Raw genomic sequence first — 21,198 nt, forward strand, 5'->3', positions numbered from 1 at the left:
TATTTGAAGTAGACAATGAATTCTATTTTATCGCTTTTTGTTTTTAGTGTTTTATTTTTCTTCTCTTGCAAACTCAATCTCAACAATCCAAGTGATCCAACCTCACAAGACTATTTTCTAACAAATATTATGCGGTATTTTTTATTATCAGATCCGTGTTTGAATTTTAAGACATGGAAAAAAACCTACGGGACAGGAACAAGTAAAACAACCGCTTCTGATCTTATCCTTCTTCCAAACGGTGATTATATTGTCTCGGGCATCACGAGACAATACATCATCGCTGGCTCACCAGAGGGAGTGACAAATAATTTTGCGGGAACGAATGGAACAACTCTCAATACATTTTTAATGCGTATTTCCAAAGAAAATGGTGATATCCTTTGGGTGGATTATTTGGGAGAAGCAGTTAGCGAGGTCACTTATAAACCTAAATTAAGAAAATACTCCAATGGAGACATATCTGTTGCATTGATTGTGAAAGGTGCTGAACAACCTGGAACACTCAATGCTAAATCAGGAGTTGGATCAGCTTCAGCTCTATTTGTAGGAAGGATTAGAGAAAGTGGAACACGCGTTTGGTTCACCTATTTAGATTCAGTCAGTATTGGTGAATACATCGTTTCCGCAATGGACACATCCAACCGTTTGCATGTGTTTATTGAAAATTCTGGAGGATCCCCCGCAAATTCGCCGTTTGTTGACGGACCCGCCATAAGTAATACATCTCTCGATCCAGGAACAGATACCGATATGATCCACCTAGCAGTGAATGAAAATGGTGCTATGATTTTCCAACGTTATTTTACAAGTTCTGGAGGCGATTATATCTTTGGTGCTGAAGCCAACGCATCTGGACTTTTTGTGACAGGAACTTCGAGCCAAGGTAGCAACGGATCCATCCATCCTAACCCATCGTATCAAGTTCCATTTGTCATGAAATTGAATGAAACCGATGGAACACTCATTTGGTATTCGTATCTTGGAACAAATGCCGAATTGGACTATGGTGCCTCTCGTTTTTTTCTGCAAGATGATTTTATCTATATGATTGGCTCAGGCCGTTACACCTATGGAATGCCTGCGGAACCCATCGTTGCCACTGATGGAACGAACAAACATTTTATTCTTACTAAATTAAATACAAGTGGTGCAACAATCTGGAATTCCTTTTTAGGCAATTCATCCGAGAATGTCATGGATACAACAGAATCAGAACCAATCCTTCTCTCTAACTCACAACTTTTAGTCAGAATGCAAACCACTGCAAGCAACGGCCAATTTAGTTCCGTGCCAGATGTGACCACAGGCAGTGGATCTGGTTCCTATACGTTAGCAGACGTTTTTATCAATCCACGATCGGGAACATTCGACAGGTTTCATTATACTTCCAACTTACCTTTGCCAGCAATGGAACAAACAGAGCGAATACGAGAAGTTTGTTCAGGAAAGATCGTTCGTCTCAATTATACTCGATTTACCACAACTCCACCGATTGAAGCCACGCAGATTTCCATTGAAAACACAAACCTTCCTTAAATTCTTTTGAGTGGCGCCTCGCAATCGTTAGGTTGACAAACCTCTTCTCTACAAGCGACCGCGCTTTCCGCTCCAATCTTTCGCATTGCGAAAGGATTTCCGCTGCAATCCCTGGCGCATTGTTCCTTCCCCTAATCCTTGTAGGGATTTTACACTAGGACGATTCCGCATACAGAACCCGTTTTTCATCACTAAAATGACAAATGGCTTGAGAGAAATACTCACTTCTGATTTGGATATTGGTAAAACAAATTAGCGTATTCCAACGTGCGATCGTTGGTCTAAGAAAAACTGATGATTACAAAAATTTCCAATTCCATTCAAAAATCGATCTTCCTCTTCCTGCTTTGTGTTCTCTTTTATTCTTCAATCAACTGTAAACTCAGTCTCAACAATCCCAGTGACCCAAATTCAAAAAGTTATTTAGAGACTGTATTATCCAATTTGTATTTAAACGCAATTTGCGATCCAAGGACCAGAGGGAGTGTGAGATTGGGGAGTGGTACATATAAGGTCAATCCATACTCTCTGATACTATTGAAAAATGGAAATTTAGTCGTGACGGCAGGTGTATTTGAAGAGTTAGCCTGGAACTCGCGGACTGGTGGGATTCATTATTCTTACATAGGTACACCTGGTACCAATATGAACATTATTATGTTTTTGATCAATGGTAGGACATTTCAAATCGAATGGTTGGATTACCTCGGACCCACTTCCGCGACTTCGGATGATGCCAACATTGCACCCATCGCAGAAATGTCAAATGGAGACATCATTGTTTATACCTATGTGAATGGGACAGAACAAGGAACTCCAATCTCTGGAAAAGCAAATGCAGATGCATACGTCGTTGCCAGATTCGATCAAAAAGGAAATCGTATTTGGAATACTTATCTCGATTTACCAATGAACTCTTTTGTCGCTGAAAAAATTGCACTCGTTGCGGATACAAATGATCTCATTCATTTATTTTTTACCCATAGTGCAATAGGTGCCAATACTCCTGATAGTTTAGGATTTCAGGAATTCCCTACTGCTAAAGTAGCAACTAACGGAACAACTGCGGGACAACAAGAAATTGGATGGGCGATCCTAAATTCCAATGGGACCGCTTCTTCACAAACTTATCTACCCTCCATTAGCAGTAGTGAAATTTCGACGTCAACACTAGGTCCGAACAATAATATCTTGATTGGTGGATCAGCACTCGATAATTTCAATGGGTTCCCTGGACATCCATTGCCAAATTATAGTAGGATGATGTTTGCCAATTTATCAATTCAGAATCATGTGATCCAAAATGTCACTTACCTAGGTAATACGGACACAACATTCAATATTGGTGAAATCAGTTCCATCGTAAAAGGCAATGATGGATACTTTGCATCTGGAAATGCTGCCGGATCTTTTGGTAATCCATTCCATCAATATCAATATTTTTCCACGGGGAACTTACGAAACCATGTATTTTTAAAATTTGATTGGAACGGTAATTTGATTTGGAACCAATTCGTTGGATCAACTACTTCTAATGTTTTAGAATTTTTTCCTAAAATTACTTATATATCCTTCTTTGATGAATTCAGAGGGAACATCCTTTCTCCTATTGATGGAACACGATTCACTGGATTGGATGCATTGAGTTATGGAAACGGAATCAACGAATTACAAGATGTAACATTTCGCATTCGTAGCGGGGATGGTCGGTACCAATCGGTATATTATGAGACCAATGTTCCAGTCACACCACCTAACCCAAGCGTTTTAGTGGATTTTAATGTCCAATATCTGAATGTTTGTAATGGGCGAATTGCCAAATTAAAAAAGTATCTAAACTACCCTGCAGAAGAGGGGTTTATGGAAGTGAGTACAATTCCAGGAATCGAGGAACCATAAAGGTTCCCATTCCAGGATTTTGTAAAAAATGCATTGATTCCCAACCAGAACGAACGGTTTTTTGAATTTTTTTTTCCAATCTTTGTCACAATGGAAAAAACCCGTTGTCCTAAGGAGAAAAGGAATCGTTAGGAGGATTCAATGAAACTCACTTCACTCATACTCACTGGTTTTGTGGCAGTAGAACATGTTTTCATTTTGGTATTGGAAATGTTTTTATGGAAAACAGAATTTGGAATGAAGGTATTCCAACTCACACCGGAAACTGCAGAAATCACAGCAAAGCTGGCAAAAAACCAAGGATTGTACAATGGATTTTTAGCAGCAGGACTTTTTTGGGCCCTCTTTTTCATCAAAGACCAAAGTCAAAAATTCCAAACCATTTTGTTTTTTCTCATTTGTGTTGTGGTCGCAGGAATTTACGGTTCAGCCACTGCAAAATTTTCAATTTTGTTTTCGCAAGGTTTGCCTGCATTTTTAGCCTTAGTTGTACATTGGTTGGCTTATCGTAAACAATGATCGAAGATCCACATTCATCTCTTTTAGAGGATTGTTTAAAAGGAAAAACAAAAGCGTTGGAAGGATTGATTCAATTCTTCCAACCCAAAATATTTTCTTTGGCATTAAAGTTTTTATGGAATCCGGAAGATGCAGAAGATGCCACTCAAGAAATTTTAGTCAAAGTGATTACAAATCTCGGTGGGTTTCGTAGAGATAGTAAACTCTCTACTTGGATCTATAAAATTGCAAGTAACCACCTCATCAATGTCAAAAAATCAAAAATTGAGATGAAACAAATCCACTTTCGATCCATTCGTGAAGAATTGCATAAAACGCAATCGCCATATCCAATCCAAGCGAGTATAGATACACAAACTTTAACCGAAGAAGAATCTACTTCCAAAGTTTCGCATATGGTATTACATGTGCAAGTGGCATGCACCTATGCTATGTTACAAGGACTCACTCGCAAATACAGAATGGCATATATATTGGGAGATGTATTTTCCATTTCTAGTGAGGAAGGTGGGATGGTGATGGGAGTGCGCCCCGATTCGTTCCGACAATTATTATCGAGAGCAAGAAATCAAATGGAAGTATTCTTAGGAAGGGAATGTAATTTAACAAACAGAAACAATCCATGCCAATGTAAAAACAGGATACGTTATGCAACCAAAGTGGGAAGGATCAAGTCTTACCTCAATTTGTCCGAACAAATGAAAAAAGATGGAAGGTGGAATGAGATCAAACCTTTGTTGCCTGAAACCATTAAAATCCGAAAGGCGGCCGAAATCTTTCGAAACCAACCAACATTTTTACCAAAAAAAAACCAACTGGAAAGTATTCGAACTTTGTTAGATAACTCGTTTCCATTCTCGGCTCGGTGAATTTCCATAAATTCGTTTGTATGCCTTTGAAAAAGAAAATGCGGACGCATAACCCACATTTTGCGCAATTTCTTCGAGACCCATATTTCCTTTCTGGAATAATTGTTTTGCTTTTTCCATTCTAAGTTTTGCCAAATATTCCATCGGGGGAATACCAAGAACATCACGAAATTTGTTGGCTAAGTTAGCTCGTGAAACTCCCGTTTCTTTTGCTAATGATTCAATCGTCCATTCTTTAGAAAATGCATTATGTAGTTTTTCCAAAGCGTATAGGACTGTTTTATCATGGAATGCTTTGATCCAACCGACAGGTGAATTTTCTTCTTGTTGTAACCAAATCCGGATCATATAATACAACATAATATCCGTTAATCTTTGCACAATCAAATCAGTTCCTAAATTGAGCTCCAATTCCTTGGACAAAATTTGGATAAAGTCTTCGAGCGAATGGTGTTTCTGGATACTTGCATAAGGAATCAAAATATAATCAGGTAACTCCAGAAGGAGTGGATGTACTGGACCATCCGGCACTTCATAACGAACAGAAACAAATGTTGTCACTGGGTTTTGGTCTATTTTTTGATTATTTTTTTCATGTAAAAATCGTTCGATCGTCACAACTTTAGCTTTGGGATCGGAGAGTAATTCGTGATGGACCCCTCTTGTGATAAAGAGTAAATCTCCTTTTTGCAATGGGATGATTTGTTTTCCTATCCTCGCATAACAGCTGCCTTGTGTGACAACATGGAAACCACCACTCCTTTCACATGGAAAATGAAATCCAAAACTTTGAAAGATTTGACCTTTTGATAATAAGTCATTTTTCCAACCTGCAGAAAACAAAATGTCCGAAAGTAAGTCCATACCTACTTTTTCCGGAATTTTTCACCAGATGTCTACTCTTTTATACTTTTGGATATTTTTTTAATATTTTTCGACATAGGAAGTCTAGGTTTCTGTGATACAATTGGATATAGATTAGTGAAGGAAATGGATTTCAAATTCCATTTCAAAATAAAGGAAATTCAATTATGAAAGTATTTGTTTATGGTGGATCAGGGCTTGTTGGCGGGCACCTCATCAAAGAATTACAAAAAAATGGTCACGAAGTGTGGGCTGGATCAAGAAAACCAGAATCACAGAAAAAAGAATCCAATCTCACTTGGGTGTATGCTGATTCGAAAGAAACCAAAAAGGGTTTAGAAATTTTAGAAGCAGTCGATGCAGCTTATTTCTTAAGCCCTCCAGGGGAAACCAATCAGTATGAAATCCTTTCCCCTTGGATCGAAAAAGCAAAACAAGTTGGACTTAAAAAATTAGTCCTAATGACGGCAATGGGAGTGGATCATGCACCACCTGAAGCACCATTTCGAAAAACAGAAATTTTATTAGAAGGTGCTGGCATTCCTTGGAACATCATTCGTCCCAATTGGTTCATGCAAAATTTTAACAGTTTTTGGATCGCAGGAATCAAACAAGACGGGAAAATTTATTTCCCAGGTGGGAATGCAACGGTAAGTTTCATTGACGCTAGAGACATTGCTTCTGTTGCTTCTGTTCTGCTGACTACAGATGATTTCGTAAACCAATCAATCACTCTGACAGGAAAAGAATCACTCGATCACGTCCAAGTTTCAAAATACATATCTTTCGTGAGCGGAAAAAATATAGAATATGTAGATGTAGATCCAAAAGTATTTGAATCCTCTCTTGTATCGGCAGGTCTTTCCAAGGACTATGCTGCCTTTCTTGTGATGATTGCAGGTGCTCTGAAAGAAGGATTTGCATCCCCAATCATTGACTCTGTCCAAAAGATTACAGGGAAGGAACCAGTTACATTCCAGAAGTATGCAGAAGACCATGTGAGTTTTTGGAAATAATTTGAAGTTATAGATTCCATCAACTCTTATCCACATTCCTAGATTAGAAAACCCAAGAGGGATCGTGGATAAGAGTTCAATTTTTTTTGTTTATTCTGCAACTAGTACTCGGTTCGAAGCTCCACCTTTTGGATCTTCTAAAATATTTCTCAGCAATAATTTTTGAAATGGCACAAAGGCAGATCCACTCACGTTCACATGGTTCTTATAAAACTTTTTAGTTGGAATCACTTTCTTTTGTTTTAATGTCTTGGGATCATAGATATGAAGACCTGAATTTCGTACCCAAACAAGTTCACCATCTTTCCAAAATCCTAATTTATGACCATGTGTCCCCCACTTAGATTTTTTCACATCGGATAAGTTAGTTGTATTGTACACCCTTACCTCTCCTGTATCAGCAGCTGCCATATACAAAGATTTTCCATCCTTTGAAAAACAAATTCCATATGGAACCGAAGGAATCGAAAATGATTGGAATGTATTCGAATCCAATTGAAACAAATAACCTTGTGGGTTTCTGTTTTGAAATGCTTCCGCATAAGCTGCGATTACGATTTGGTTCGATTCTGCATGGAAGTCTGGGGTATAAGGATAAAACTTGGATCGATATTCTTTTAATTTTGTAAGGTTTTGATTTTGAATTTTATATATATATGCTGATACATCTTCTGACTCATCATCTTTTAAATCGGCATCCACTGCAAAGGTAAAATATGCGGATTGATCTTTCGCCGAATACCCAATGTAAGAACTTTGTACAAAAGACTTTTTGTCTTCAGCTGGAATTTCATAAATAGGTTCCACCACATCAATGGAATTAGAATTTAGATCCCAACCAACATAAAAATATTTTTTTGCCTTCGATGATTTTGCTTTGTTTTCCAAAACAAAGCCAGCTCGTCCATTTGACTCTTCATAAAACAAAAACTCATACACGGTCAAAGGAAGTCGTTTGCCTTTTGTTTCGATTTGACCTAAGAAGTCTGTTGTATGCGCTTGGTAATAAGATTCCAATGGAATTGCTTTGTAAATTTTTTGTTTCGATACTGTATCATAAAAATAAATTCCAGGCTCATCAAAGTCAGCTGTTTTCCCAACATAGATCCATTTGCCAGCGTTTACAAAATAAGGATTACTACCTTCGACAAAGGTTGGTCGTACTTCGAAGTTGGTAGCAAAAGAAAACTCAGACTCAATCGTTTGCGAAAATATTGAACCAACAAAAAAAGTACAAAAGATAGAAAACAAACAATATCCAATTTTTGAAAACATGACTCACTCCCTGGGCTACAGCATGGTGGATTACACTACATTAGTTTTATTTTTTTACAACTATTGTTTACATAATTTTTTTCAAATTTAAGAAAAGTACCCTACAAAAAAATGAAATCGTCTGTTGGCATAGTCAATTCAAACTTGGTAATATAAATCACTTGGATCGATAGAATATGTTTCGTTTTCTTTTGGCAATTTTTGTATTCCTTTTATTATCGTGTAAGCTCAACCTGAATAACCCTAATGATCCAAAGAACGAAGACTTTTGGGTGCGGACCGTTTTACAATCCTTCCTTTTAAATGATGGATGTAGGAATTTTTCTGCATGGGAAAGACGGTATGGAACTGGTTCTTATCTTACTTACGGAACCGATTTTCTATTTTTATCCAATGGTGACATCATCGTTGTTGGTTTTACCGAAGATCCAATCATTCCAGGGGATACAAAAGGGATCACGAGTGATTTTCAAGGAACACCTGGGTCAACATTGAACTTATTCCTCCTTCGACTTTCTCGGAGCAATGGAGATATCATGTGGGTGGATTATTTAGGGCAAGGTTTTAGTAATTTAAATTTTAATCCCCGATTACATCAGTTTACCAATGGGGATCTAGCGATCAGTTTTCTTGCCATTGGAAATGGAATTTCATTACCGAATATGATCTCTGGAAAGGCGGATGCAAATAAATCCGTTTATTTGGGGAGGCATTCTACCAATGGAAATCGAATTTGGTATACTTATTTAGATTCATTAGATATCGACAATTACCTTGTCACCACTGTTGATTCATTTGATCAGTTTCATTTTTTTGTCACCTTAGTTGGAACGAATGGACATGCCAGTTTCCCTGAATTAACTGCTGTTACCAATTCGTCTCTTGGTTCCACTTCCGACACAGACATTTTGTCCGGAATTGTCAATGGAGAAGGATTAGGCCGATACCAAACTTATATCTCAAGTGCAAATAATGATTTTGCATTCAATGTTACCTACGCCAATGGTTTTGTTTATCTGGCAGGGACAACCGCTGGAAGTATTTCTGGATCCACTCATCCGAATCCAGGAACAGATAGACCTTTCATTACTAAGCTAAACGTAAACACAGGGAATCGTGAATTTCTAATATATAATGGCCATTCCAGTGCATCGTATGGAGATAGCAGACAATTAATTGTCAGCCAAAATGCGATCTTACAATTGGTAACGACCAATTTATCATGGAGCTCATTGGTGAGAGAACCAATGCAAAGTGATACAGAACATTATGCCTTCGCACAATATGATCTGAGTGGAAATTTACAGTGGTTATCTTTTCTTGGATCTGATCTTGGAGATATCGCAATCTTTGAAGAACCTCCTACGATCTTAGATTTGACTACGGGTTTATGGAGAAATCGATCTAGAGTACCGAATACGATCAGTCGGTATTCTTCCGGATCGGCAGTTTCAACAGGAGAAGGCTCCAGTACTTACCAAATAGCGGACGTTTACATCCAACCAAACAATGGTACCTTTGAAAAAATTCGGTATTCATCGAATTTGACAAGTCCAACAATCAAACGTACTGACCAGATGAAAGAGTTATGTACAGGTAAATTAGGATATATGGATCGAATCTATACAACAGGAAGTACCACTCCTACACAACTAGGGATCCAAACCTCTTTGGAATGAAGGTTCCTTCTGTTTAAAATTTCAGTGAGATGATTGGTTTTTTAGGATCAGAATTCGAGTCTAATCCGATTGACAAGAATCTATTTTTTTCAACTCATCGTAGAGCCAAACGGATGAAGGAAATTCTTTCCCATTTGGAAAACGGATTTTATAAGGAGTTCCAGATAAAAATGATTTTGTCGCAATTTTATCGATGAAGAGTTTTGCAGTCCAATCTTTTGGATCTGGTGCAAAAAAAGAATTTTTAGCTTCTTTTAATTTGTAACGCAAATGATTTTCAGCATCTTTAGCTAGATGAGTTTCTCCATTACGGATGAAACTACCATTAAAATTTCCAATGGTTTTTAATAGGATTTCTATTTTTGTTTCTTCCGAATTTGGTTTGCATGATTTTGGATTAGAAGATAATGAAAAAAAACTCAAAAAACTAAAAGAAACAAAACAAAAGATCAAACTGGATCTTGATACAAACTTTCTCATAACACTGAACTATTGACAGAATTACTTATGAATGAATATGATCAATTAAAATAACATGGGCTCAGAAAGTTCGGGCACTGCATCTATAAATTCACTCGAATATGTTTGAATCAAACTTCGGATTTGTTGTTCTTCGGAAATTTTTGGATCCAACCACTCCTCCCAGCAGTCTTCCGTTAGGTGGACGGGCTGTCGACCTTGGTTCCCACCAGAATTATGGATTTCTTTCATCAACTGATTTCCCTCTTGAGTTAAAATGCTAAACCAAAGCTGATTCGTTGATTGGTTGGGAACATTGCCATAAATACCTGCAAAACAAAAACTTTCACCAGACTTGGGAAATATTTTATACTTTACCTTTGTACCTTTTTCCGACTTCCATTCGTTAAAGTAGGACGCCGGGATGATGCAACGTTTGCATTTTGCTGCACTTGACCAAAATGAAGTGGCAAATAACCTCTCTTCTCTAGTGTTAAAGATAGGTTTGGGAGACCATTCTGGTTGGATACCCCATTGCATTGAATCTAATATGATTTCGTTTGTATTTGGTTCCGAATGGATGACTGGCGCAAAGGCACTGGGATAAAATTCTAAATTGGGAGAACGTCGAAACGAATCTTCTACCTTTTGGATATCGAATACTTGTGTCCCTTGAATCAAACGGATCCATTTTTCCGTGCCATCTTTCAATTTGATGATCGTATATCCAAATCTTCCGCACACAATGAATCAATTGAACTTAATTCAAAATAATTGCAAACCAAGATTTTTAGTTTTTGATCCTCTTTTCGAAATCGTGACCAAAAGTCATCTAGAATTGACCTTAAGTCAATTTCAGTTTTTTTATAGCAAATTTTTAATTAGATTCTTACATTGGAAGTATGAGTCGAGCACAAGTAATAGAACGTTCCCCTAAAAAGAGAGCTGTTTTAGAGAAAGATAAACTTTCGAAACGTACTTCGATCATTCAAGCAGCAGCAACCTTACTCCAAAAAAAAGATTGGGCAGAACTTTCAATGGATGAAGTTGCAAAACGAGCAAAAATCGCAAAAGGTACTTTGTATTTATACTTTCCTACAAAAGAAGATCTTTGCCTTCGAATTCATAGTGCCGATTATGAATCTTGGTTTATGGATTTAAATGAATTTTTAATCAATACTCCAAAAATGAATGCGGATATATTTTCCAATTGGTTTGTGAATTCCATGGATCGTCACTCACGATTTTTAAAACTTTTACCCATCGTACCAACGATACTGGAAAAAAATGCAAGCATCCAAACGATTCGTGAATTCAAAACTAATCTAAAAAATCAAATCACATCCGTTTTACCACTGATCATTCAATATTTTCCTTTTCTCACAGAACAATCAGGTTTTTTATTTTTGATGCAATGCCATGCATTGGCTGTAGGTTCTTGGTCACATGGTTTTCCTTCCAACCAAGTAAAAGAAGCAGTGAAAGATACAGAACTCGAAATGTTTGTATTGGATTATAAAAAATTTCTGGAAATTTCGATTTTAAATTTGTTAAAAGGACATTCTAGTCCCCAAACCCAAACTATTTAGAAGTCTCCGCATAAATCTCCTTTAGAATTTTTTCCTTTAAAATTGGATCATTGATGATTTTTCTATCAAAATCATTCCAATCCATTTCAAATAAAATGTTTTTGTCATTGTGATAGATATATTTTTTTTCCCGTTTCACAATTCCTCTTTGGATTTCCGAATTCCAAGTTTTGAATGGTATGGTTGGTTGGTAACTGGATTTTAAAAAATGATGGCTCATTTCTTTATTTTCCATTTTATTTTCCATTAATTGAAGTAATGTTTCCTTAAAATGAATCGAAGATCCCACAAGTGGGATATATAATTTGTTAGATTGAATCAAATAAAGTAAAAACGGTACATCTACTTCTTGGTTGTAAAGAGAATAGTTATGAGCGTTGGCGCCTTCTTCACCAAAACTTTCCCCATGATCAGCAGTAACAATCAATAAAGTCTCCTGATCCGAACTCGATTTAATAAATGATATCAAGTCATCAATTAACGTTACATTTTCTTCTAAAGCTTTTTTGTGACGTTGGAGTTTGTTTAAAGAAGATCCTGATATCGAATTGGTAAAGTAAGGACTATGGGTTTGGCTCATGCCAATGAAAACAAAAAAAGGTTTGGATCGATCCATTTGTTGTTTGAATTCAGAAAGGATCACCCGATCGTCCATTCCCCAACTAAAGGACTCCCATTTGTCATTGTATTTGGTTTCCAGAATCGTTTTATCAGTCACCTTATCGAAAATTTTTGGAAAAAATGCATTCATACCTTCAAAATAAATTGATTGAGTATAAATCATTTGAGTCTGGTAAAAAAATCTTTTTTTTAGTATAATTGGCAAACTTTCTTCTTCATTGATTGAGTCTGGTTCAATTCGTGTACTAAACAACTGTGAATGACCAGTCATCCATGTGTATAAACTTTTGGAAGTATGTGGCATAGGAATCCAAAAATGTGATCCGTTTAACAAAGAATAGTTTATATATTCAGACTTCATCTCCAAGATATGTTTTCTTGCAACACCTTCCAAAACTACCAAAACAATGTTCGTTCCTTGCGGAATTTGATCCAAATAACGATTTATTTTTTGATTCGATTGTTTTGGAGTGAAGTGAATTTGTTTTTTTTGATCACCTACCTTTGCATTCATGATCAAAAGTAAATAAATCACTAACATCAAAAATATGGGTTCCACACGGTGCCGAGAAAATGTTAAAAAAGGATCTAACAAAAGAAAATAAATTAAAATAGGGAAAAATTGAATTAAATTCCACTCTTTTATAAAAGGGATCCACTCATGTACAATTTGGCCAAAATTAACGATAAGATAACCCAATAAGGAAAACTGAATTTGTGTTTGGTAAACCCATTGGTAATTTAAAGCAACGAATAAGAGTAAAAACAAAAATGTTCGAATGTGATTTCCTAAAAGCGAATTTAATTTTTGAATTCGAACATAGATCGATTCAAAAAAAATACAGGCCCCGAATAATAGATGGATCAAGATTCCATGATAATAACTCCATCCCAACCAATTCCAATCACCAGGAAAATGGAATAGATATAAAATCCCATAAAAAACAAACCACTTGCTACGAGAAGTTAGAAAAAAATCGTTTAATTTACTTAACTTCAAACTGAACACTAGCTTTTTTGATAACACCATCAAACAATTCCAAATTTTGTTTCCCTCTTTCGATAGACAAACTTCCTTCACCATGAATGGACAATTGAATCTCTTTTGTTTGGTTCCAGATCAATTTTGGATTTTTTAATGTTTTGATTTCTCTAATACGAATGGGTATCTTTTGTTTTTCTTTTTCATGCGAAGGATGGTATAAATACACTTGTCCATTGGATGGATATACAAATCTGGCTCCGATGACAGAACTTTCTCCACCTATGCTATGTTGATCGCATATTTCCGATTGGATCATCTCTTTTCGAACACGTAATGATATAGAAGGACATTGGATCGTTGCCGACTTACCCGTTAACTTACAAAAATTTCGTACTTCAGTAAACTTAGGTGTATAAACTGATTTAGGTTTATCATCCATTAAAATTCGAAAAATATTTTGAACCATTCTACCAGCACCAAACGATCCGGATACATCCATCGTCTTTTCACCAGAAAAATTTCCAACCCATGCGGCGACTACATAACGATCATTAAATGCAACTGTCCACGAGTTTCGATAGTCTTTGGATGTTCCCGTTTTAATTGATACGGGGAAAGGAAAGTTTAAATAACTCCTTCTTCCGAAAGCCCTTTGCCTAAGTTTTGCATCACTGAGAATAAATTTAATTTCTTCTGCTGTTTCTTCCGATAACAATCGTTTACTTTCACCATAATAAAAAGGAACTTCTTTTAAATATCCTAAACGGATTTTTGGCAAAATGCCACCTAACATAAATGTCCCATAACTTCTTGAAAGTTGTAATAAACTAGCACCGCCTGTTCCTAACGCAAGCCCCGGTCCATAAAAACTAGGTGACTCCTTTAGGTGCAAAAACCCAGCACCAATTAAAAATTGGTAAAAGACAGGGACACCTATCCGTTGTATGGTTGTGACTGCAGGGATGTTTCTGGAATTTCCCAATGCTTCCGCAAGAGTGATATCCCCCCAATAACGAAGGTCAGCATTTCTAGGAAGGTAATTCCCAACAAACCCAATCGGATAAGAAAACTTTTCATCGGAAAGTATCGAATTGACTGTATAAATTTTTTTATCAATTGCATATCCATATAATAATGGTTTTAAGGTACTTCCTGCATCACGAAATGCCAATGACCCATTAACCATACCATTCCCTTCTTCAAAAAAGTTTTTTGAGCCAATCATGGCTACTAACGATAATTCATCGGAATGATTTGGATTTTTTTCTAAAACTAAAGCAGAAGCATTACTCACATTCCATCGTTTTAAGCCTTCTAACTCAGAATTGACTATCGAATGAACTTCCGTATTCAATTGGGAAGAAATCGTTGCCACAAATTCACCATCAGGCAATGGATTTAGGACGCGAATCCAATTGAGAAAGTGTTGGTTTTCCCCTTTGAATTGGGTATTCAATTCATTTTTATTTTCTTTTTGTGTATCTATCGTTAAGTCTTTTGGATTTTCTAAGTAAGGAATCAGGAAAGGTATTTTTTCACGTAGTTGGTTGTATCGAAATCTGATTTCTTCATTTGTAGAATGATTTTTTCGAATCAATACAGTCAAATAAACTGCTTCTTCAACTGATAAAAATCGGATGTGTTTATCAAATAACTGTAAGGAAGCAGATGGAAAACCAACAATATTAGAATGTAATGAAACTGAATTTAAGTAAGCTTCTAAAATTTCTTGTTTTGTCATCCATAGTTCAAAACGTAAAGCCGTGATCACTTCAAAAAATTTTCGAACAACAATTGGATAGTTGCGGATTTCTGGATACACGATCCTTGTGAGTTGCATCGTAATTGTAGATCCACCTCCGCGATTCTCTTTGGAAAATAGGTAAGAATAAATCGAATTGGAAAGGGCTAATAGATCAATCCCATGATGGGATTCAAATCGTTTGTCTTCGGCAATTAACACAATTTTTGATACAAAATCCGGGTATTCATCGAATGATTCCCAATCTTGTTTTGTTTGTATCTCATTGATGGAGCGACCAATGATGTGTTTTTCTTTCGTTAAAATCCTTGTTGTGATTTGTTTTTTAAAAACATGAGAATCGATCGGCCTCAGTAAAAAACCCAATCCCAATACAATGAATATACTTGGGATTAGGATTTTGATTGTTCGGAAGAAATTTCCCTTCACTCCACTTTCACTTTTAAAGAACTTGTATTGCCGTAAAACTCAGGATGATACATCAAAAATGTTTTAGAGGCTGGCATTGTCGCATTCCCTTTCGCAACTGGTCGAATGATATAATTGAATTCTGTTTCGCCGGAACGTAAATAATCATCAGAAAAGATAACACGATCGTCACGATACTCTGTATACTGACCATAATATGATTCGGTAACGTCAGTATCTTCTGAATCAGATTGTTTTTCCGTCAAAAATGAAGTATTCACAATCTCAGTATTACTTGGCAAAGGATCAACAACCAATACAAATGCATGTTCCTTTTTACTTAACACTTTTACTTTGATTAAGTAAGTTGAGCCTCTTTGTAAATTATTGACTTCTTTTAGTATTGGATCACCATCACTGTTTCTTCCATCAATGCGGTAAATTGTTTTTTTGATTTCAAGTCCGTTGAACTTTTGTTGAGTGTTATCTTTTACAGGAACATACATCAACCTAGATTGGAAATATAATCTTCCATCAGCACTTGTTTTTTTAAAGTTAATCGGACGATTGGAAATGTCATTACCATCAAATAAACGATCAAAGGTAATCTCTTCTTTGTATATGGAATCCGATGTTGGAGAAAATGATTCATCAATGATTGTTTTTTCTCCAAAAATCACTTGCCCTTCTGTATCACTAGTAGTGGCCTCAAATCGATTTCTGTATTCAGACAATGCAAGTGCGATTGTTCCAACGCTATGGCTATCTGCCCAATAGGATTTGTTTTGATCCATCATGATAGCTTTGACCAATTGCACCATTCTTGGATTTTTTATATCAACTCGAAGCATAAGTCGTAGATAATTTCCTAATACAGAAGAAGTATTATAATATGAATAATAATAATTCTCATTAGGATTCTTTTTCATCGGTTTAACGGTGAACAGAGCTTTCTCATACTCAATATAACTTACAAAATCTTCGTATAATTTTTTAAATTTAGGATCTGTTTGGAAAGAATCCAATTTATGATTTTCGGCATAAGCCGTTAAAAATATTCCTCTTGATTTAGGATTGAGTTCATCGTAATGATCGATCAGAGTTTTTTCCAAAGAAGAAACATCTTTTTTCTCTTTAGAAAATACGGAATAAATCAAACTCAAAGTTTGGTAGGAATTAACAGATGTTTCAGTTGGATTTTTAACATATCCTTCAAGAAATTTGAGTGCTTGTCCAAAGGCCGAGGAATTGGATCGTTTTCCTTTTTCTTTCCCTAGCTGCATCACAGAAGCTACGTATGCTGTCAAATAAGGATAACCTGACCGACTAAAGCCCTTCCACAATTGAAAACTTCCATTAGAGGTTTGGAATTCAGACATCTCATCTAAAAATAGTTTTTCAATCTGATTGAAGTCATATCCATCTTTGGTAGGCGCTTTGTATTGAAATTCCTTCAATAATTCACCAGAACTCAACGACAATAGGTAAGCGGACGTTCGTTGTTCCATACAAAAATAAGGATTTGATTCATAAAAATCAAATGCACTTTTTAAAGCCGTAAGAGCAGTGCCTGAAATTCGAATATCCAATGATCCTTTGTTGAGTAATATAGATTCTTTTTTTGGGAAAGGTATGGTTGTTTTAAATTCTGAGTCTGTATATCCTGAAAATTGAACAGACGTTACAGGATCAAATTCTTTAATCGGAAGTGAGATGATCAAGGAATCTGACAAATCAGATTTTTTAAACGACAGAAAGTTGGAATTGTTTTCTGGCTCAACAGACATTTGGTAGGTCAACTGGATTTCTTCATTCGGTTTATTCTGTTTGAGTTTGATATATTGAGCTTCCGTGATTTGAAACGTTCGCAACACTTCTTTGGTTTGTCCGGCATTTAGTTCAATGGATTGCCAACCTTTATCTTCTGAAAGAAATTTTGACTCAATTTTATAACGAAATTTGCCATTTAACTTTGTATTGTTTGTGATGCTTCCACCCAATTCAAGATCATCTCCTACTCGAATGAAACGTGCGACCGTCTTTTGTAAGACCAAATTCTTTTTGACTAAAAATTCAGAATTGGAAACACCATATTTGCCATTTGCAGCTGACGCGACCATGATTCTAAATGTTGTTAGGTTATCAGGAAGGGTGAAACTTACATTTGCTTCGCCGTTACTATCCGCAATCAGAACAGGGTTCCAATAAGCTGTGGGTCTAAAGTCCTTTCTTGCTCCCGACTCTAGTTCGGCAGAAAATCCACCACCTGAATCTTCACCATAATCACCACCAGGACTATCACCTTTGTTTTCATATAAGTAGTGTTTGATGATCATACTTCTAAGTTCATAGGTTTTGATAAGATTGTTCCAATATTGGTAAAAAATTTGGATAGGTGATTGATAAGAATATCCAACTAAATCTAAAACACCTCTATCGGCAACAGAGACCGTCAACTCGGCCCCTGGTGCAGTTTTGATTGCTAATTTTACCTGCTCCCTTGGTTGGTATTCTGTTTTGTCACTAGAAACAGAGACTGGTGCAATTTTGGATGCAAGCTCCACTTTTAAAGTAACAGAACCAGTTTTTGCTTTCGGTGCACCTAAGTCATGTTCGTTGAACTCTTTGATATCATCTGATGATAAACCGTCTGGTACGGGTAGTCTTCCTGATAATAAAACAACATTCACGTCAACATTGGGAAGGTAATCCTCTTCAATTGGAATTTCAATAGGAGCACTATTCCCTTTCATTAAAAAAGACTTCTTAAAATAAACAGAATCTCTTTCGACCGTCACAATCACGCGTGCATTTTGTAATGGAGATTTGATGAGAATTTTTGCTTTATCTCCTATTTTATATTCTTTTTTGTCAGAACGTAATTCGATTGAATCATCACCACGAAAGTCCCAAGTATAATACGACTCTTTTTGGTAAGCATAAAAATCCACCCTTGAGAATACTTTGTCTTTGTTTAAGACAAGGATGGTATAACTTCCTGGATCTTTGGTTCTGTAGTCAAAGGTGACACCATCTGCCTTTGAAACTAACTTTTTTACTTCCATCACTTTTTTAGTGAGTTGGTTACTGCGGAAGAAAAACTTACCAATCCCTTGGGATAAAACGGAAGTCCAATCATTGTAAATGATGTATGCTTTTAGTTCAGCTCCATTGACCGCCTTACCTTGGGTGTCTACTGCGACTGCAGTGAATTGAAATGGTTTATCAATTGCTTGGTAACGATCTTTGCACTTAAGACCAACTGAAGTGTCAGAAGGTTGGTAAGGGATATTTGCAGATTTTGTAACTGATTTTCCATCAACATCATAAACCGAAGACTCAACAATTAAGTTGAAAGGATCTGCAATTTCAATGTCCTCTCCATCTGTTACAAACTTCCGTGTTAAAGATTGGATAGGTATGTCTAGTTGGTAAAATCCTGTTTTGTCTAAAACTCCTTCTGAACCAGAAACATACTCAGAGTTTCCTTCTGAATATTCATCTTCATAATCATACCAAGTATCAGAAAAATCATAACTTGGATACTGGTCAAAATGTATATAACGTTTACGTTTTAAAACGGAATAACTGACTTTGGCTCCACCCATTGGAGCACCAAACATGTATTTCCCTTCTACACTTCCTTTTACATTTTGATTCTTAGTGGCAAGTTTTGCTAAAACCACATTGACCATAAAGTTAACAGGTCGAAATTCTTCCACCTGGAAGGTATCATACGTAACCGAATACGTTTTTCCTGGAATTAAAATTGAAACGGAGTAGTGACCAAGCGGTGCATCATTTGAAATGACAAAACTCGAATGTACTCCACCTTGCGAAGAGGTTGTTGAGGAAATGTTTGATACATCCTTCCCCCTAGAATCTCTAATTTGAACATTCACAGATCGAGAAGCAAAAGGAACCAAGGATCCATTTTTTCGATCGGTTAGGTATGCTTTGATTTCTACTCGATCACCAGGGCGATACAATTTTCGATCAAAGTAAACTTTTCCTTTGATATGATCTTCCGAACTATATTCAGAATATCCGTCAATATGTGTTTGGTTAAAATGTAAAAAAGCTTTATCGCCTGTTTGGTCTTCTGCAATCAATACAGAATATTCCATTAACTTTGCATTGGCGATCGAAGGAACGGAACAATACCCTTCTTGGTCTGTTTTACAAGTTCCTTTTAAACTCCCCTTTACATATAAACTGATATTGGAATTAGCTACTGGTTCCGCTTTTGATAATGTATTGACCCAAACATGTAAGGCATTTGGATCTTCTTTCGTAGTGATCCCCAGGTTTGTGGATTGTAAAAATCGATTTTCAGTAGCGAATTTTTCTTTGTTGTCATCACCCACAACAATTGCACCCAATTGGAATGCAAGCCAACCTTTGCTATTCGGTTTGGAACCAAAAAATTTGTCAATGTCCATTCCTTGGTTGCCATAAGCGTTTATTTTTTCACCAGTTTTCCAATCAGAATTTTTCCAATTCAGTTCATTCTCATAGGCATAGTAAGCACTTCCTAATCGAGCGATCGCGTTTACTAGGACTGGAACGGTTAATTCAGCCGAACGTACTTTAAATTCTGGAACATTATAAATGGAAATTGGTAATACTTTATTGAGATTGGATTCAAAAATATTTTCATGAGATAAATAAAAGGATGGTTTGCGAACCATCGCCGGTAGTTTGAAACTAACTGGATTTTCCAAAAAACAGTCGTTTGTTGCATAAAATTTGGATATGGTCAGTTCATATTCAACGTTTTCGTCGAAATGCCAATTGTCCAAAGAAAACTCCCGACTCACAAAGGAAGAATACCGACTGCCTTCATAAGATGGTTTAGGTTGGATCGTGACTGCGTTTGCGAGCTCATCAAACTCTGTATCCTCAGATACAAAAATTTTATAATCCCATAAGTTGTCTAAATACTTGAGCCCTGTTGTGTCTAACTTTACTTCGAGTCGGCAACTACTAGGAAAAAGAGTCCGTTTGATTGACTTAAAAATCCCTTTGACTGATTGACAGGAAACAAAGAAAAACAACATCAAAAACCAAAGGAATATCTTACGCATAGTAACTCCAAAAACCGAATGTCCTCTGTTCTACGATGGTAGCTTCTATTTGCCAAGTCTTTCCTGAATGAAACGGAATTTCTTTCTAATTTTTTTTTACATGTATCCTGATTTTCGCTATGCTTTCGCGATTGAAACTTTGGATTAAACTGAATGTCAGTCTTTGCCTATAAAAAACAATTTTTAAGCTTAACTTCACCTAAGTCCATCCCGACTGGTCAGTTTCAGATCCAATGGCTTGGACCTAAATGGTTCCAATGGTTGGCCAAAACTGGATTACAATTTTTGCATTTTCGTAACTGGTGGGGGAAATCCTTTCATGGACAAAGTGAAGCCATCAATCTTTTTCAGAAACCAGGAGAGCCCCACTTGGAAAAAAAGTTTAAAATGTTAGTTTCAATGGAAACATCCCCGATCGATGGGAAAACTTCTTTGTTTTTGCGTTATACGAAGGATGCTCCCTTTCCTTGGCCCTATTTTGTGGATGAATTCCGAGTCTTAAAGGACGGGGAACTTCTAGGGATGAGTTACCCTCGTTTTTTACCATCGTTTGCTCTCCCATTTCTCATCCAAAATCGATCGGTTGGATTGTAAAACGCCAGTTTTCTTAACAATTTTTTCGTCGCA

Annotated in this window: 15 protein-coding genes; 8 read left to right on the forward strand and 7 right to left on the reverse strand. The window is 36.4% G+C overall.

Going from position 1 to position 21,198, the window contains the following annotated elements; all coding sequences use genetic code 11:
• Positions 1–15: 15 nt before the first annotated feature.
• The 4 genes from LEPBI_RS14650 (at position 16) to LEPBI_RS14665 (ending at position 4,826) form a co-directional block, all read left to right on the forward strand.
• Positions 16–1,539, forward strand: a complete 1,524-nt coding sequence (locus LEPBI_RS14650) for a hypothetical protein (protein WP_012389916.1) — start codon at positions 16–18, stop codon at positions 1,537–1,539.
• A gap of 294 nt (positions 1,540–1,833) precedes the next feature.
• Positions 1,834–3,438 (forward strand): hypothetical protein, encoded by a 1,605-nt coding sequence (locus LEPBI_RS14655; RefSeq protein ID WP_012476413.1) that lies wholly within the window; start codon positions 1,834–1,836, stop codon positions 3,436–3,438.
• Positions 3,439–3,579: 141 nt separating this feature from the next.
• On the forward strand, positions 3,580–3,957 hold the full coding sequence (locus LEPBI_RS14660; RefSeq protein ID WP_012389919.1) for a DUF1304 domain-containing protein: 378 nt from the start codon (positions 3,580–3,582) through the stop codon (positions 3,955–3,957).
• Positions 3,954–4,826 carry an RNA polymerase sigma factor gene (locus tag LEPBI_RS14665; RefSeq protein WP_012389920.1) on the forward strand — a complete coding sequence of 291 codons (873 nt, stop codon included), beginning with the start codon at positions 3,954–3,956 and terminating at the stop codon, positions 4,824–4,826. The genes LEPBI_RS14660 and LEPBI_RS14665 overlap by 4 nt, the downstream gene beginning before the upstream one ends.
• Here the strand turns inward: LEPBI_RS14665 and LEPBI_RS14670 are convergent.
• Positions 4,794–5,690: an AraC family transcriptional regulator gene (locus LEPBI_RS14670; RefSeq protein WP_012389921.1), complete on the reverse strand. Its 897-nt coding sequence runs from the start codon at positions 5,688–5,690 to the stop codon at positions 4,794–4,796. The two genes, LEPBI_RS14665 and LEPBI_RS14670, sit on opposite strands and share 33 nt — an antisense overlap.
• A 167-nt stretch (positions 5,691–5,857) precedes the next feature.
• On the opposite strand from LEPBI_RS14670, the gene LEPBI_RS14675 reads away from it, so the two are divergent.
• Complete coding sequence (locus LEPBI_RS14675; protein ID WP_012389922.1) at positions 5,858–6,706, forward strand: NAD(P)H-binding protein; 849 nt, start codon at positions 5,858–5,860, stop codon at positions 6,704–6,706.
• 90 nt (positions 6,707–6,796) lie between these two features.
• Here LEPBI_RS14675 and LEPBI_RS14680 read toward each other — a convergent pair whose 3' ends face one another.
• Positions 6,797–7,981, reverse strand: coding sequence for a YncE family protein (locus tag LEPBI_RS14680; RefSeq protein ID WP_012389923.1), 1,185 nt, complete (start codon positions 7,979–7,981; stop codon positions 6,797–6,799).
• Positions 7,982–8,157: 176 nt separating this feature from the next.
• Here LEPBI_RS14680 and LEPBI_RS14685 point away from each other — a divergent pair, with 176 nt between their 5' ends.
• The gene (locus LEPBI_RS14685; protein ID WP_012389924.1) at positions 8,158–9,660 is read left to right on the forward strand and encodes a hypothetical protein; all 1,503 of its coding nucleotides are present in this window, start codon (positions 8,158–8,160) and stop codon (positions 9,658–9,660) included.
• A 60-nt stretch (positions 9,661–9,720) separates the two neighbouring features.
• On the opposite strand, the gene LEPBI_RS14690 is transcribed toward LEPBI_RS14685, so the two are convergent.
• Together LEPBI_RS14690 and LEPBI_RS14695 are read right to left on the reverse strand one after the other, a co-directional pair.
• On the reverse strand, positions 9,721–10,140 hold the full coding sequence (locus tag LEPBI_RS14690; protein ID WP_012389925.1) for a DUF5329 family protein: 420 nt from the start codon (positions 10,138–10,140) through the stop codon (positions 9,721–9,723).
• A 45-nt stretch (positions 10,141–10,185) separates the two neighbouring features.
• Positions 10,186–10,863 (reverse strand): SOS response-associated peptidase, encoded by a 678-nt coding sequence (locus tag LEPBI_RS14695; protein ID WP_012389926.1) that lies wholly within the window; start codon positions 10,861–10,863, stop codon positions 10,186–10,188.
• A 158-nt stretch (positions 10,864–11,021) separates the two neighbouring features.
• Between LEPBI_RS14695 and LEPBI_RS14700 the strand changes: the two genes are divergently transcribed.
• Positions 11,022–11,708 (forward strand): TetR/AcrR family transcriptional regulator, encoded by a 687-nt coding sequence (locus LEPBI_RS14700; RefSeq protein ID WP_012389927.1) that lies wholly within the window; start codon positions 11,022–11,024, stop codon positions 11,706–11,708.
• Here LEPBI_RS14700 and LEPBI_RS14705 read toward each other — a convergent pair.
• The 3 genes from LEPBI_RS14705 to LEPBI_RS14715 are packed head-to-tail and all read right to left on the reverse strand — an operon-like array spanning position 11,701 to position 20,571.
• Positions 11,701–13,338: a sulfatase-like hydrolase/transferase gene (locus LEPBI_RS14705; protein WP_420804603.1), complete on the reverse strand. Its 1,638-nt coding sequence runs from the start codon at positions 13,336–13,338 to the stop codon at positions 11,701–11,703. The two genes, LEPBI_RS14700 and LEPBI_RS14705, sit on opposite strands and share 8 nt — an antisense overlap.
• Positions 13,316–15,505: a transglycosylase domain-containing protein gene (locus tag LEPBI_RS14710; RefSeq protein WP_012389929.1), complete on the reverse strand. Its 2,190-nt coding sequence runs from the start codon at positions 15,503–15,505 to the stop codon at positions 13,316–13,318. Before LEPBI_RS14710 ends, LEPBI_RS14705 begins: the two co-directional genes overlap by 23 nt.
• The gene (locus LEPBI_RS14715) at positions 15,502–20,571 is read right to left on the reverse strand and encodes an alpha-2-macroglobulin family protein (RefSeq protein WP_012389930.1); all 5,070 of its coding nucleotides are present in this window, start codon (positions 20,569–20,571) and stop codon (positions 15,502–15,504) included. Before LEPBI_RS14715 ends, LEPBI_RS14710 begins: the two co-directional genes overlap by 4 nt.
• Before the next feature lie 153 nt (positions 20,572–20,724).
• Between LEPBI_RS14715 and LEPBI_RS14720 the strand changes: the two genes are divergently transcribed.
• The gene (locus LEPBI_RS14720) at positions 20,725–21,165 is read left to right on the forward strand and encodes a hypothetical protein (RefSeq protein WP_012389931.1); all 441 of its coding nucleotides are present in this window, start codon (positions 20,725–20,727) and stop codon (positions 21,163–21,165) included.
• Positions 21,166–21,198: the final 33 nt, after the last annotated feature.

The sequence above is a fragment of the Leptospira biflexa serovar Patoc strain 'Patoc 1 (Paris)' genome (genome assembly GCF_000017685.1).
GTDB lineage: Bacteria > Spirochaetota > Leptospiria > Leptospirales > Leptospiraceae > Leptospira_A > Leptospira_A biflexa.

Coding starts and splice junctions, on each gene's coding strand:
- LEPBI_RS14650 (WP_012389916.1), top strand. CDS start 16: ATGAATTCTATTTTATCGCTTTTTGTTTTTAGTGTTTTATTTTTCTTC.
- LEPBI_RS14655 (WP_012476413.1), top strand. CDS start 1,834: ATGATTACAAAAATTTCCAATTCCATTCAAAAATCGATCTTCCTCTTC.
- LEPBI_RS14660 (WP_012389919.1), top strand. CDS start 3,580: ATGAAACTCACTTCACTCATACTCACTGGTTTTGTGGCAGTAGAACAT.
- LEPBI_RS14665 (WP_012389920.1), top strand. CDS start 3,954: ATGATCGAAGATCCACATTCATCTCTTTTAGAGGATTGTTTAAAAGGA.
- LEPBI_RS14670 (WP_012389921.1), bottom strand. CDS start 5,690: ATGGACTTACTTTCGGACATTTTGTTTTCTGCAGGTTGGAAAAATGAC.
- LEPBI_RS14675 (WP_012389922.1), top strand. CDS start 5,858: ATGAAAGTATTTGTTTATGGTGGATCAGGGCTTGTTGGCGGGCACCTC.
- LEPBI_RS14680 (WP_012389923.1), bottom strand. CDS start 7,981: ATGTTTTCAAAAATTGGATATTGTTTGTTTTCTATCTTTTGTACTTTT.
- LEPBI_RS14685 (WP_012389924.1), top strand. CDS start 8,158: ATGTTTCGTTTTCTTTTGGCAATTTTTGTATTCCTTTTATTATCGTGT.
- LEPBI_RS14690 (WP_012389925.1), bottom strand. CDS start 10,140: ATGAGAAAGTTTGTATCAAGATCCAGTTTGATCTTTTGTTTTGTTTCT.
- LEPBI_RS14700 (WP_012389927.1), top strand. CDS start 11,022: ATGAGTCGAGCACAAGTAATAGAACGTTCCCCTAAAAAGAGAGCTGTT.
- LEPBI_RS14715 (WP_012389930.1), bottom strand. CDS start 20,571: ATGCGTAAGATATTCCTTTGGTTTTTGATGTTGTTTTTCTTTGTTTCC.
- LEPBI_RS14720 (WP_012389931.1), top strand. CDS start 20,725: ATGTCAGTCTTTGCCTATAAAAAACAATTTTTAAGCTTAACTTCACCT.